This is a genomic window from Roseibium sp., from assembly GCF_051016195.1.
Taxonomy (GTDB): Bacteria; Pseudomonadota; Alphaproteobacteria; order Rhizobiales; family Stappiaceae; genus Roseibium.
This window is the reverse complement of sequence record NZ_CP134616.1, coordinates 6,232,646-6,245,864: the sequence shown is the minus strand read 5'-3', so window position 1 is coordinate 6,245,864 and position 13,219 is coordinate 6,232,646. Positions and strand designations below refer to the sequence as shown.

Here is a 13,219-nt window from a genome sequence, read left to right as displayed (position 1 = left end):
TTCCTTGTGACGTCTACCCCAGTGCAAACAGAAAAGGGGTAAAGACATGACCAATCGTTTCTCGGACAACCAGACAGCGACCATTCCGACGCTCGAAGACATCATTGCGCGCAATGTGCGCCGGAGTGCGGACGCAGAAAGCCGGCCCCGGTTACACAAGGAATACGGCGACGTCGGCATTGCGGCCCTTTCCGCAGCGACGCTCTGCATGAAGTACGGTTCCAAATCGCGGAAGAACTGCACCAAACGACATCGTGTTGCCGCCTGAGCGACGCGCGGTTTCATGGAAAGTGACACATTTCCTTCTTGCTCCCGGGATATGATGTTGCTTCAAAGGCGGACTGTCGTCTCTCGATGATGACAGTCCGTTTTCCTTGAATACGGCCGTGAACCTTTCCCCTTTGATCAATGGCTGGGAGAAGGAGAAATGCAGACAGCATCCTCTCAATGAAAACGATACATGACACCGCAGAACGACCCTGACTACCGGGCCTATGTCATTTGCACATCACCGCACAGCGGCAGCACCTTGCTTTGCAAACTCCTCGCAGCGACAGGGCAGGCAGGGAAGCCGAAGTCCTACTTCCACGAGCCTGACCTGGATGCGTGGCAAACCTATCTGGATCTGGAGAAAACGCGTTTCGCGACAGACAAGGACCGGTTGACGGCTCTGTTCGCCGCCGCGCGCGAAAAAGGGTCTTCAGGCACCGGGATCTTCGGCTTGCGGCTGCAAAGGCACAGCTTCGACTTCCTTTTCCAGCAACTCGAAACACTGCACCCGGGCGAGATGCCTTTGGCCGCGAAATTCGAAGCGGTCTTCGGCAAGACGCTTTTCATTCACCTCACGCGCGCCGACAAAGTCACCCAGGCAGTGTCTTTTGTGAAAGCAAGCCAGACCGGTCTTTGGCACAAGGCGCCGGACGGCACCGAACTGGAAAGGCTGGCACCCACTGGCGAACCTGTCTACGACGCGGAACAGATCCGCGCGCAGGTTGATCGGATGACCCAGTTTGATGATGCATGGGCCGGCTGGTTCGCGGCAGAGCGTATCGACCCGCTGCGCATCACCTATTCGGAGCTGACCAGATGTCCCAAAAGACGACTGGGGACATTCTGGAGAAACTCGGCCGGGACGCTGTGCAGGCAAGAAGCCTGGAAGTTCCCGTTGCCAGACTGTCAGACGGTTTGAACGCGGCATGGATTGAACGCTTTCGCGATAGGCGCCGGGACTGACGACGCCTGCCATTTCGGTTCATTTGCCCCACCTCGCGAGACCAAGACATGCAACTGCGCAGCTTTGGTTTGCCCGAAAACCCGGGACGGCAAGGTATTGCGCCGCGGAGCAGTTCTGGCGTTTCTGCTGCCGCTACCCGATTGGCTAAATCGCGTTAGTCGCCGTTGCCGTTGTGGTCGAGAGACTTCACGCCGATCAAAACGCGTGCGCCCGCCGAGACGAAACAGACGGCGGCAAAACCCCAGGCCAGCACGGCAAACCAGTCCGGCAGAAGCGCCATCAGCAGGAACAGGACGATGGTTTCCGTGCCCTCTGCAAGTCCGCCGATATAGTAGAGAGACTTCGAGCCCTGGTGGTCGGTCGTAAGCCCGCGCCGCTCCGCCATGATCGCAAAGGCGAGAAAAGCCGAGCCGTTGGCGTAGAAACTGCAGAGCAGAGCCGCCGCCGGAAGCGCATTGTTGGCCGGGTCCTGGATGGCGAAGGCAAGCGGGATCGCGCCATAGAAGAAGAAGTCTAGCGAGATGTCGAGATATCCGCCCAGATCGGTTTTCTTGGTCACTCTCGCGATCGCTCCGTCCAGGCCGTCAGCGATCCGGTTGAGCGCAATCAGCACGAAACCTGCGAAATAATGGCCCGTTGCAATCGCGATGGCTGCGCCGATGCCAAGGGCGAATCCGATCAGTGTAACGCCGTTTGCACCGATGCCGGTCGCGGCCAGACGTGCTCCCAGGCGGTTCAGAACCGGGTCGATCACAGTGCGGATGCGGGCGTCAAACACTTGAAAAGCCACCTGACTTGGAGGAAACAGCGCTGTAAATGCAAAATCCTTCAGGAAATCACAAGTAAGACTCTTTCACGCTTATGTCATTCGCCCTATAAGCCCTTCCTGAAGTCGTGGGCGATTGCCCGGAAGTGAAGGAACAACCGTGTCAGGTAGTTACAGCGCCATTACGCAGGGGATCGAGGTCTCTGTGGAACCGTTTTATCTGGACGATGAATCGAAACCGGAAGAGAGCGAGTTCATCTGGGCCTACATGGTGGAGATCCACAATGGCGGTCCCGAGCCGGTGCAGCTGAAGACGCGCTACTGGCAGATCACGGATGCACTGGGCCGCCAGGAGGAAGTGAGTGGCGACGGTGTTGTCGGCGAACAACCGGTCATCGAGCCGGGAGAAACCTATGAGTATTCCTCTCACTGCCCTTTATCGACCGACAGCGGTATCATGGCCGGATCCTACGCGATGGAGCGGCCGGACGGAACGAGGTTTCATGTCGCCATCCCTCCGTTTTCACTCGACTTGCCGGATGCGATCCGGAGCCTGAACTGAGGGCACGCGAAACGCGGCGCTTTTTGTCAGCGCCGCAGATTTCCAGTCCAAAGCCGGTATTGCAGGTTCATACGGTCCGGTGACGGGCGATTGCGCCGCGCTCGATGGCGGCGACCGTCAATTTGTCCAGGCTGAACCGGTCGCGCAGCATTTGAAGGATGCGGAGTTCTTCTTGTTCCACGTGCAGATCGGCAGCGGCAACCTCGACAGCCAGTGCGTACGCCGTGTCGTAGAGCTTGTGCGGCAGGACATCGCCGACCAGTTCCAGAACCAGCGACAGGCCGTTTTCTTCCTGGAGAATATCGCCGCACCGCTGAGCCGCCGGAATGATCCGGTTGCCGTCATACTCGGCGAACACCGGCAACATCTTGATCATGTCACCGATCGTGGCCAGTTCCTTGTCGGTCATCGCATTGTCTGATGCGGACACAATCACCATCACGTAGATGAGGGCTTCCTGAACGCTGATCGGTTCATTGATAGACACTATTCATTCTCCAGTGCGCCGGTGGTGGGGCAAAAAACGCGGTCAGAAAGGTTCTGATTTGCGACCGGTGGTATAAAGGGTTGGCGGGAAAGCTTCAAGTCAGCGAGATGCGACATTTGATTGACCTTTGGCCCACGCTTTTCTAGTGTCGCGCCGCAACATGCGGCTGGCTGCAAGCTTCGCTGCCGGAAATTGCATCTTATCCATCAAATTGAACAGAATGAAACCCGAACATGACCGATCAATCCCTGCCCACGCTTGACCTTTCGCAAGACTTTGTCGAGGCGGCCGCCAAGTCGAAAGCCTGGCCGTTCGAAGAAGCGCGCAAACTGGTCAAACGCATCGGCAAGCGGGATCCGGAAAAACCGGTTCTGTTCGAAACCGGCTATGGCCCTTCCGGGCTGCCGCATATCGGCACGTTCGGGGAAGTCCTGCGCACGACGATGGTGCGCACCGCCTTCCGCCTGCTCACAGAAGACAGGCTTCCGACGCGCCTGTTGTGTTTCTCGGACGACATGGACGGAATGCGCAAGATTCCGGAAAACGTCCCCGATCGCGCTGCTCTGGAACCTTATCTTCAGATGCCGCTGAGTGCCGTGCCCAACCCGTTCGGCGGCGACTACGACAGCTTCGCCGCACATAACAACGCGATGCTGCGCCGGTTCCTGGATACGTTCGGTTTCGAGTACGAATTCGCGAGCGCAACCGAGTACTACAGGTCCGGAAAGTTCGATGAAGTCCTGGTTCGTGCGACGGAAAAGTACCAGAAGATCATGGACGTGATGCTGCCGACCCTGGGGGCGGAACGCCAGGCGACCTATTCGCCGTTCCTGCCGATCTCGCCCACATCCGGCCGTGTTCTTTACGTGCCCATGAAGGACGTCAATCCGACCGACGCAACGATCACCTTCGACGACGAGACGGGCGAGGAAATCACGCTGTCCGTCACCGGGGGCAACGTGAAGCTGCAGTGGAAGCCGGACTTCGGCATGCGCTGGGCAGCGCTCGATGTCGATTTCGAGATGTTCGGCAAGGACCACCAGACCAACGCGCCGATCTACGACAAGATCTGCAACATCCTTGGTGGCAAGGCACCGGAGCATTTCGTCTATGAACTCTTCCTGGACGACAAGGGCGAGAAGATCTCAAAGTCCAAGGGCAACGGTCTGACAATCGATGACTGGCTGACCTATGCCTCTCCGGAAAGCCTGGCGCTTTACAACTACCAGAAGCCGAAAACGGCTAAGAAACTCTATTTCGACGTCATCCCGAAGGCCGTGGACGAGTACTACACCTTTGTCCAGAAATACCAGCAGATGCCGGTTGAGCAGAAGCTGCAGAACCCGGCCTGGCATATTCACTCCGGAAATATTCCGGCAATCGACATGCCCGTGCCCTTCGCGATGCTTCTGAACCTGGTGTCCGCGTCCAACGCGGACAACAAGGACGTTTTGTGGGCTTTTATCTCCCGGTATGCGCCGGGCGTGACGGCTGCATCGCATCCGGAGCTGGATGCGCTCGTCGGCTATGCGATCCGTTACTTCGATGATTTCGTCAAACCGACAAAGTCCTTCAAGCAGCCGGACGATGTCGAAATCACTGCCCTGCAGCAACTCGACGCCCAGCTGGCAGCGCTGCCGGCCGACGCGGACGGTGCTGCCATTCAGGACGCAGTTCTTGATGTCGCGCGTGCGATCGAACGCTATCAGGACCCGAACAAGAAGGGTCCCGACGGCGGGCCGGGTGTATCCGTTGCCTGGTTCTCGGCACTCTACCAGTTGCTGCTTGGCCAGGAAAAAGGCCCGCGCTTCGGGTCGTTCGTGGCGCTCTACGGAATTTCCGAAACCCGGGACATGATCCGCAAGGCGCTCGCAGGCGAACTGGCTGCCTGAGATCTTGAAAAGGATGCAGCGTGAAGGCGGGAACCGTGTTTCCGTCTTTTTCGGGTGTCTCGAGACCCGACTGCAGTCACACACCTACGCGTGGGTAAATCGTGCTTGTGAGCACATGTTCTGCAAACGGCGAGGAAGCCTGAAAGGCAATCGTCACTGCTGAGGTAATGTGCCGGGTATCTCCGGTTCGGTTCCGAAGAACGGCTGGGTAGCCGGGTCGCTGTCGGTGCTCTGGCTCCATTCGACAATTTCCGGGGCAAGGTCCTCAAGGCCGGGCAGCGGTGCATCCGGGTCTGCCTCCCAGTTGGATCGCGGCGCTGCGACCTGCCACTCGTCCTTCCATTTGCCAAGCTTCCGCTGTTTCGCGAGGAGGGCGAAGTCGTCAAACCCCTCGGGTGCGCCGGGCGCCGGGTCGGCCCAGCCGTAGCGGACCATACGCGTGCTGAGATCGATCTTGCCGCGCCTGCAGGTGGCAACGATCTGCTGCGGACCGGTGTCGGCCAGTTTCTCGCACGTGACCTTGAACTGGCGGATCAGTCCGCGCAGGAAGGTGCGCGCGCGCGCACCGCAAGGCCACAGACCGCCTTGCCGTGCAACGCAGGTTTCATCAAGCTGGATCGGCTCGATATGGGCCAGGGTGACGACGAGCTCGCCGGATTTGATCCGTCCGCCATCCAGAACCTGAACGCGCCGGAGTTCCAGTGGTCCGTCCGGGACCGGTTCGACCGGAGGATTGATGAGCTCCTGATAGCGATCGGAAGGTTCGATCCGCGTCAGACCCCCGTCCACATCCGGTGCGGACACACCGTCCGGAGATACGTCGCGAATGTTGTCCGGAAGAGGGGCCGCGTTATCGCTTGCGGTGGGCGCGGTCCGAGCGGCCTGCCCGTCGACGGGCTTTTCGACGATGGCGTCAGCCGTGTCGCTGATCCCGGGTCTGAGCGCTCCTGCAAGCTGTTCTTCCGGAGGGGCCGGGGGGTCCACCAGAAACAGCCATCCGACGAGACCCGCAAATGCGGTCACCAGCAGCACAGGCACCAGTAAAGGCCGAAGCTTCATTGCGAGTCACTTGTTCCTTCTGTCACCGCATCATAGGACTGTTGCGATCGATTTCCGAGAACCTTACGCGGCGCTATTGTGCATTTTCCCTGTGAATTTGTCATGCATGCAGAAAGTCCGTGCACCCGGCTTGTTTGCGGGTCGGCCTGTGAGTAGTGTCCGCGCGGACATCGCACCTGCGGGAACTTCTCAACGGAACTCGGCAAATGACTCTGATATTCAAAATCGTTCCAAAGGCCATGTGGCAGACAGCGGAGGCCGCAGGAGTTTTCAAGGGCGCGCCGGTCGACCTGGCCGATGGCTACATTCACTTTTCAACCGCCGACCAGGCGCGCGAAACAGCCGCCAAGCATTTCAAGGGGCAGGATGACCTGCTCCTGGCCGCCTTTGAAAGCGAGCCTTTCGGCGAAACGCTCAAATGGGAACCTTCGCGCGGCGGTGCCCTGTTTCCGCATCTTTACGCGGACCTGAAGCCCGGCGATGCGATCTGGGTCAAGGCGCTGCCCCTGTCCGCAGATGGCGTGCATGTTTTTCCGGAGATGAGCGCGTGACAACCGGGCCGCTTCAAAGCCTCGCGTTGAAAGGCCTGCATCTGCTGGATGCGGAAAAAGCCCACAGGCTGACGGTACTCGCGCTGAAATCCGGCTTGCTTTCGGCAAAAGCCGCACCGCGTGATCCGCGTCTCAAGGTCACGCACTGGGATCTTGAGTTCCCCAACCCGCTCGGGATGGCGGCGGGTTTCGACAAGAACGCGGATGTGCCCGATGCCGTTTTGAACCTTGGCTTCGGATTTGCCGAAGTCGGCTCCGTAACGCCATTGGCGCAGCCGGGCAACCCGCGTCCGCGCGTCTTTCGTCTGGCCGCCGATGAAGGCGTGATCAATCGCTACGGCTTCAACAACGAAGGCCACAAGGCGATGCGGGAACGCCTGCTGGCGAGGAAGGTGAAAGACGGGATCGTCGGTATCAATGTCGGAGCCAACAAGAATGCGACGGACCGGATTGCGGACTATGTGTCCGGGATAAACGAGTTCGCGGATCTGGCGTCCTACTTCACCGTCAATATTTCTTCACCCAATACGCCGGGCCTCAGGGATCTGCAGGCGCGCTCCGCGCTCGCCGATCTTCTGCAAGGCGTGGTTGCGGCACGCGACGCGCGGGCCGAAGAGACGGGACGGCGCGTGCCTCTCTTGCTCAAGATCGCGCCCGACGTCGTCGAAGAAGACCTGAAAGATATTGTCGAGGAAGTCCAGGACAAGGCCGTTGACGGACTGATCGTCTCGAACACGACGGTCGACCGGACGGGACTGAGCGGCGAGGGCCCGCATCAGGAAGCGGGCGGGCTGTCGGGCAGGCCGCTTTTTCGAAAATCCACGATTGCGCTTGCACGGGCGCGCAAGCTGGCCGGACCCGATCTCCTTATTGTCGGGGTTGGGGGCATCGACAGTGCCGAGACCGCCTGGACCAAGATCGCAGCCGGAGCCGACCTGCTTCAGGTCTATTCCTCGCTGGTTTTCAAGGGTCCCGGTCTTGTCGGTGAAATCCTGACGGGTCTCGCCGACAGGCTGGACAAGCACGGCTTTGCATCCCTGCGCGAAGCCCGCGATGCCAATGTCGATGCTTGGGCGTCCGAAGAGCTCTAGGTGGCGCCTCGAACCTGTGTGCCTTCGAAGCCTCTGCTAGGTTTTCGGGAACGTCCTGTCGGCCCGGCGTTTGCAGACGGACAGCAGCGTCAGTCCACGCAGTCCCAGGAAAAGCGACATCGCGAGCCAGAGCCCGTGGTTGCCCAGGACCGGGAACAGCGCGTAGTACGCTGCGACGTAAAAAGCGAGCGAGAGGAGCATCATGTTCCGCATCGTGTCGGACCATGTCGCACCGATGTAAATTCCGTCCATCTGGAAGGCGAGAACGCCCAGCAAAGGCGCCAAGACGGCCCAGATAAGATACGTGTTGCCCAGGGAGCGAACCTCCGGCGAGGTGGTCATGAAATCGATCATCGCGGAACCGAACAACAGGAAAATCAGGGAGAGGATCCCTGCCATGGCGAAACTCCACACCGCGGTCAGTTTCACGGTTCTGTCGAAGGCTTGCCTGTACCTGGCTCCGACCGCGCGGCCCGCCAGCTGTTCTGCAGCCGTTGCCAGCCCGTCCAGAAAGTAGCCCGACACCAGGATGAATTTTTCGAGGACGGCATTTGCGGCAAGGACCGCATCGCCCTGGTCGGCTGATCTCGCCATGAAGAACGCGTAGGCGTAAAGCAGCGCGAAGGAGCGGATCATGATGTCGCGGTTCAGTGCCATCATGCGCATCAAAAGCCGTCTGTCGAAGACAACATGCATTGCTGGCCAGGTCCCACGCGGCGCACTTTTCAGAACAAGTGCGAGCCCGAGCAGCGTTGTTGAAATCTCGCTCAGGACGGTCGCAAGCGCGACCCCTTCCACGCTCCACCCCAATCCGACGACGAACCAGACACTGAGCGCAATGTTCAGACCGTTCAGGAAAAGCTGCAGCAACAGGCCGGTTCCTGCGCGCCCAAGGCCGATGAACCAGCCGAGGATTGCGTAGTTCGCGAGCAGGAACGGGGCACTGAGAATGCGGACATCGAAATACCGCGCTGTCACCGCTTGCACATCCGGACTGCCACCCAGGAACCACTGCCCGGCAAAGAGCAGGGGGGACTGCAGGATGATCACGAGGAGGCCGCCAAGCGCGGCAATGACAAGTGCCCGCGCGAGCGTTGCCTTTACCTCTTCGTTGTTCTGCCCTCCAACCGCCTGTGCGGTCAGACCTGTTGTGCCGGCGCGCAGGAAATTGAATGTTGTGAAGACGAGGTCGAAGATGATCCCGCCGAGCGCAATCCCGCCGAGAAGCGCAGCATCACCGAGGCGCCCGATAACGGCCATGTCGACAACACCGAGGATGGGCGTCGACAGATAGCCGAGCGTCATCGGAATGGCGATTGCCAGGACCGATCGGTGCGTTACGGAGAAAGGGCGGCGTGCGGGCTCGCCCGCTGCGCTGGAAGGTGCCATGAAAAGTCCGGTTTGACGTCAGCGTCTTTCTGTCTGCAGACCGGTCATTCGTCAATCGCTTTTGTCGGCACTTCCCGGGTCAGGGTATTGCGTTCCCCATTCGTACATTGCCTCCAGCACGGGGCCGAACCGGCGGCCCATTTCGGTCAGGACGTATTCCGCCCTTGGCGGATGACTGGAATACAGCTTCCGTTCCAGCACGCCAGAGGTTTCAAGGTGTTTCAGACGATTGGACAGGGTGTTCGGAGACAGGCCAAGCTCGTTCTGCAAGTCCTGGAAACGGCGTGTTTCGCCTTCCAGAAAGAATTCGCGAAGGATCAGGAACGACCACTGGTCCGTGAGGATGTCTGTTGCCCGGCGGATCGGGCAATGGGCGCGTGACATGATTTTCATGACGGGAAATGTAGGCAGTCCCTTGCAATTTGTGAAGTCACTACGAAGTAAGTAGTCACTTTCATTGAAGGAGTAAGGAGATACTACATGTTTTCGACGTTTCTTGAGTTCTACGTCCGGGCCTTCGCAACGCTGCTGCCAGTGCTCGCCGTGGCGGCTATCGCGGTGGCGGCGCATCGCGCCGGTTTGACCCGGGCTTCGACCGTTGTCGCTTTGGCAGTGCCCGGTCTTGTCCTCGGCCTCTGGTATGCCCTCGCGGCGCGTCTCGGCGAACTAGGGATCCTCGCGCCCCCCGAAACGGCTTCAGGGGTTCCCTACATCCTGTTTTTCCTGTTTGGCGGAACCGCCCTGCTCGTCCTGCTCGCCCTGGCGACTGCAACGGGGCGGAAACTGCTCGCAGCAGCCGACCAGCGCGAGATCATCGTCTTTCAGGCACCGCGCGTGATGGGGGTGGTATTTCTCATTGGGTGGGCCGTTGGAGACATTCCGTGGCAATTTGCGTTGCCCGCGGGTCTCGGCGATATCTGGGCGGGCATTGCCGGTTGGCAGGCCTTCAGGGCGCTCGAAGCGGGGCGGGCAGATGCCACCGCGCTCGTCTGGCGGGCAAACATCATTGGCCTGCTGGACTTCACGGTCGCGGTGCTGACGGGGCTCATGACGTCGGTCGGTTTCCTGCATGTCATGGCGCTGGAAAATCCCAACATCATCAACGAATTCCCGCTGGTTCTGTTTCCCGCGTTCTTCGTTCCGATCTTTCTTGCCGCGCATGTCTTTTCGATCATGAAGCTCCGCAGTCAGGCGCGGTTGGCGTCAGCAGGTGCCTGAAGGGATTGCCGCCGGCGCATGTCGCCCGGCGGCACTTCCGGTCACTGGCAAGAGCCTTTTGCCGCGCTATAGTGCATGTAATGCCTCTGCCGATCGTCCATCATCCAGCTTATTGCGCCGATCTTCCTGCAAATCACAGGTTTCCGATGGACAAGTTCCGTGCCGTTGCCGACTTGATCAGGACAGAAGACCTGCTTGATGGCGGATCATTCTATCGGCCCCGGCCGGCCCCGTTCGAATGGGTCGCGCTTGCTCATGATCCGGCTTATGTGGACCAGGTCTTCAACGGCAAGGTTCCCGAAAAAGTCGCGAGAGAAATCGGTTTTCCCATGCGGGAAGACATTGCACTGCGCGCCAGATGCGCCACGGGCGGAACGGTGCTCACCGGCTACCTTGCGCTCGAACACGGCATTGCCTGCAACACGGCCGGCGGCAGCCACCACGCGCGGAGACTGCACGGGGCCGGGTTCTGTGTGTTCAACGACGTTGCCGTTGCGATCCGGGTGCTGCAGGCCGACGGAGCCATCCGGAAGGCGCTGGTGATCGATCTGGACGTGCATCAGGGCGACGGCACTGCGGATATTTTTCCGGGTGATCCCGACATCTTCACGTTCTCGATGCATTCCCAGAAGAACTATCCCGTGCGCAAGGTGCCCTCCCATCTCGACGTCGGTTTGCCCGACGCAACGGGAGACGAAGACTATCTGGTGGCGCTGGAAGAAGTCCTGCCGGGCCTGCTTGCACGCGAACCGTGGGATCTCGTCATCTACAATGCCGGCGTTGATCCGTATCGACACGACCGGTTGGGTCGGCTGAAACTGTCACGCGAAGGTCTTGAGAGACGGGACAGGTATGTCATCGAAACGGTCAGGCACGCGGGACTGCCGCTCGCCGGTGTTCTGGGCGGAGGCTATTCAAAGGACATGGACGAACTGGCCGACCGCCATCTCATTCTTCACAGAACCGCAAGGAAGGTGTTGGCTGGAAAAAGCTCTAGCGGGACTTGCCCATCGCCAGAAGGCGCATGACAAGCCAGATGGGAATGACCACGATCGCGCCCACGACGAGATAATTTCCAAGTCTGCCAATGGCGTGGAAGCCCATATCCCATAGCCGCTCAACGAAATTGACGGCCATGTGGACCAGGTCGAGCGGGTCGAGGTTGAGCGCAGACAGGATGATGCCGACAACGAATGACAGAAACACAAGTCGCAAGAGAACCTGGGCGGGGGATCCGCCAAGAAATCGGCTCAGGCCGCTATCGGACATGTGTTCCTCCGGATGTGGTCTCTGTCATGGTTCCTGTTAGTTAGGATCAATTGCGGACAAATACAACGTATCGTGCAAACAAGTCAGTTTGTTATGTAATATCAGAACTTTGTCTGTTTTGCTGAATTCGTATGCAAAATGTCGCGAAAAGCCAAGAGCTGGTGCTCTCATGTTAATGACAATTAACTTTAGGTGGCATATTTAAATGGCATGGGTGTATGAAAAGCATGCCGAAGTGGGAACGCCCACTTCCCATAAAGGCATCGATACCCCCAACCTGTGGCGAAAGAAAACGCCGAACCGGAACCCCCCGGTCGTCGCAAAAAAGAGCACGCTGCAGGCCGGTCCAGGACCGGAAGGGATACCTCTTGCAGCTTGAGGGGGTCGCTTCCGCAAAAGAGTCGCTGCATCCGCTTGGAGTGACGGCTGCAGACAGGACCTCGGATTTATCTCAGGCACGGCGGTGGTTCAGCCCGGATTCACCACCGTGCCGGAATTCTTCGATCTCCGGATTTCCTGATAACTCGTGGAACTTGCGATCAGTCTGCGCGCACGCGGGACTTTCGTGGCAATGACTTCACGCGGCGTCCGGCCGGATGCGGGACATTCATCAGCCGGACGGACTCCGGTTTCTTGCGTGTATTTGCGCCGGCCCCCGCGTGTCTGTGCGATCCCTCCCTGTATTTTCGGGGAGACATGCCGAACCACGATTTGACGGCCCTGGAAAACGTACTGAGTTCCGAAAAGCCGATAAGATACGCGATCTCTTTCATGGGCAGATCCGTGCCGCGCAGATACCTGTCCGCGGCGGAACGCCGGATTTCTTCGCTCAGTTTGCGGAAACTTGTGCCTTCCCGTTCCAGCAGCCGCTGGACTGCGCGTTGTGACATGCCGAGTTTCGCCGAGATATGGGGCAGCGTGCACGCGCCGTGCGCAAGATTGGACGCGACTTCGTTGGCGATCCTGGTCAAAGGTGATTCCAGTTGCCCGAACGTGTCCAGTTCCTCCATAGCCGATTTCAGAATGATCTCGTAGAGGTGGTTGTCACTCTGGCGAAGCGGACGCGTCAGCAGCGCTTTCGGTATGAAAATGCGGTTGTGAGAAGCTCCGAACTTGAGACGCCCCTGATATTTCTTCTGGAACGCCGACTTTTTCTTGGGAGGTGAGGTCGCCAGCTCGATCAGGATTGGCGGAACCTGTTGTTCCAGCGCGCGCTCCAGCTGTTGGGTTGCCCAGCCGACCCGGGCGAACATGTTCTGCCGCCATTCACCGCGCCCCTCGAGGATCGGCCAATCGACATACCCGCCGGTTTCATCCTCTTCAAACACGATTCGATATGCGTTTGTCCGAATAGGTATGAACTTGACCCAGGCAAGACAGGCGTCCCTCAGGGTGGGGGCGCAGGAAAACACATAGTCGAACAGCGAAAAGCTGCCGATGTCGACACTGTTGAAGAGGTCGAACATGGCGGCGTCGTTGTCGAGGGCTTTGGCAACCTCTTCGAACACGCCGTGCCATGCGGGGATCGGCACGACACCCTGAGGGTCTTCAATGGACGCCAGGTCAAAGTCATAGCGTTCCGCGATTTGCGGCCAGTTCAAATCACACTTTGAACTGATGTCTCGCAAGACCCGGAACACGTCTGCGCGTGCCCATTCGCCTTCAAGCGGCATTCCTGTCTCCGGCTAACTCGTGCACAAT

The 13,219-nt window shown here is 59.1% G+C and carries 14 protein-coding genes and 1 pseudogene; 8 read left to right on the top strand and 7 right to left on the bottom strand.

Going from position 1 to position 13,219, the window contains the following annotated elements; genetic code table 11:
* Positions 1–46: 46 nt before the first annotated feature.
* The gene (locus RDA78_RS28330) at positions 47–268 is read left to right on the top strand and encodes a hypothetical protein (protein ID WP_434053083.1); all 222 of its coding nucleotides are present in this window, start codon (positions 47–49) and stop codon (positions 266–268) included.
* A 192-nt stretch (positions 269–460) separates the two neighbouring features.
* Positions 461–1,233: pseudogene (locus RDA78_RS28325) on the top strand (Stf0 family sulfotransferase).
* A 155-nt stretch (positions 1,234–1,388) separates the two neighbouring features.
* Here the strand turns inward: RDA78_RS28325 and RDA78_RS28320 are convergent.
* A complete protein-coding gene (locus RDA78_RS28320; RefSeq protein ID WP_434053082.1) occupies positions 1,389–2,012 on the bottom strand; it encodes a CDP-alcohol phosphatidyltransferase family protein in 624 nt (207 codons plus the stop codon).
* Positions 2,013–2,160: 148 nt separating this feature from the next.
* Here RDA78_RS28320 and apaG point away from each other — a divergent pair, with 148 nt between their 5' ends.
* Positions 2,161–2,562: a Co2+/Mg2+ efflux protein ApaG gene (apaG, locus tag RDA78_RS28315; RefSeq protein WP_434053081.1), complete on the top strand. Its 402-nt coding sequence runs from the start codon at positions 2,161–2,163 to the stop codon at positions 2,560–2,562.
* Between the two features lie 67 nt (positions 2,563–2,629).
* On the opposite strand, the gene RDA78_RS28310 is transcribed toward apaG, so the two are convergent.
* Positions 2,630–3,043 carry a tellurite resistance TerB family protein gene (locus RDA78_RS28310; protein ID WP_434056227.1) on the bottom strand — a complete coding sequence of 138 codons (414 nt, stop codon included), beginning with the start codon at positions 3,041–3,043 and terminating at the stop codon, positions 2,630–2,632.
* Between the two features lie 239 nt (positions 3,044–3,282).
* Here RDA78_RS28310 and RDA78_RS28305 point away from each other — a divergent pair, with 239 nt between their 5' ends.
* Positions 3,283–4,941: a lysine--tRNA ligase gene (locus tag RDA78_RS28305; RefSeq protein ID WP_434053080.1), complete on the top strand. Its 1,659-nt coding sequence runs from the start codon at positions 3,283–3,285 to the stop codon at positions 4,939–4,941.
* A gap of 153 nt (positions 4,942–5,094) precedes the next feature.
* Here the strand turns inward: RDA78_RS28305 and RDA78_RS28300 are convergent, their stop codons facing one another.
* On the bottom strand, positions 5,095–6,000 hold the full coding sequence (locus RDA78_RS28300; RefSeq protein ID WP_434053079.1) for a thermonuclease family protein: 906 nt from the start codon (positions 5,998–6,000) through the stop codon (positions 5,095–5,097).
* Positions 6,001–6,206: 206 nt separating this feature from the next.
* Here RDA78_RS28300 and RDA78_RS28295 point away from each other — a divergent pair, with 206 nt between their 5' ends.
* Positions 6,207–6,551, top strand: a complete 345-nt coding sequence (locus tag RDA78_RS28295; RefSeq protein ID WP_434053078.1) for a DUF952 domain-containing protein — start codon at positions 6,207–6,209, stop codon at positions 6,549–6,551.
* Positions 6,548–7,642 (top strand): quinone-dependent dihydroorotate dehydrogenase, encoded by a 1,095-nt coding sequence (locus tag RDA78_RS28290; RefSeq protein WP_434053077.1) that lies wholly within the window; start codon positions 6,548–6,550, stop codon positions 7,640–7,642. Before RDA78_RS28295 ends, RDA78_RS28290 begins: the two co-directional genes overlap by 4 nt.
* Positions 7,643–7,678: 36 nt before the next feature.
* Here the strand turns inward: RDA78_RS28290 and RDA78_RS28285 are convergent, their stop codons facing one another.
* Both RDA78_RS28285 and RDA78_RS28280 read right to left on the bottom strand, forming a co-directional pair.
* On the bottom strand, positions 7,679–9,031 hold the full coding sequence (locus tag RDA78_RS28285) for an MATE family efflux transporter (protein WP_434053076.1): 1,353 nt from the start codon (positions 9,029–9,031) through the stop codon (positions 7,679–7,681).
* Between the two features lie 51 nt (positions 9,032–9,082).
* The gene (locus RDA78_RS28280) at positions 9,083–9,415 is read right to left on the bottom strand and encodes a winged helix-turn-helix transcriptional regulator (RefSeq protein WP_434053075.1); all 333 of its coding nucleotides are present in this window, start codon (positions 9,413–9,415) and stop codon (positions 9,083–9,085) included.
* 96 nt (positions 9,416–9,511) lie between these two features.
* On the opposite strand from RDA78_RS28280, the gene RDA78_RS28275 reads away from it, so the two are divergent.
* Positions 9,512–10,249 carry a hypothetical protein gene (locus tag RDA78_RS28275; RefSeq protein WP_434053074.1) on the top strand — a complete coding sequence of 246 codons (738 nt, stop codon included), beginning with the start codon at positions 9,512–9,514 and terminating at the stop codon, positions 10,247–10,249.
* Positions 10,250–10,329: 80 nt separating this feature from the next.
* The gene (locus RDA78_RS28270; protein ID WP_434053073.1) at positions 10,330–11,277 is read left to right on the top strand and encodes a histone deacetylase family protein; all 948 of its coding nucleotides are present in this window, start codon (positions 10,330–10,332) and stop codon (positions 11,275–11,277) included.
* Here RDA78_RS28270 and RDA78_RS28265 read toward each other — a convergent pair.
* Together RDA78_RS28265 and RDA78_RS28260 are read right to left on the bottom strand one after the other, a co-directional pair.
* Positions 11,243–11,518: a DUF6460 domain-containing protein gene (locus RDA78_RS28265; protein WP_420336070.1), complete on the bottom strand. Its 276-nt coding sequence runs from the start codon at positions 11,516–11,518 to the stop codon at positions 11,243–11,245. The two genes, RDA78_RS28270 and RDA78_RS28265, sit on opposite strands and share 35 nt — an antisense overlap.
* A 539-nt stretch (positions 11,519–12,057) precedes the next feature.
* Positions 12,058–13,191 carry a helix-turn-helix domain-containing protein gene (locus tag RDA78_RS28260; RefSeq protein ID WP_434053072.1) on the bottom strand — a complete coding sequence of 378 codons (1,134 nt, stop codon included), beginning with the start codon at positions 13,189–13,191 and terminating at the stop codon, positions 12,058–12,060.
* Positions 13,192–13,219: the final 28 nt, after the last annotated feature.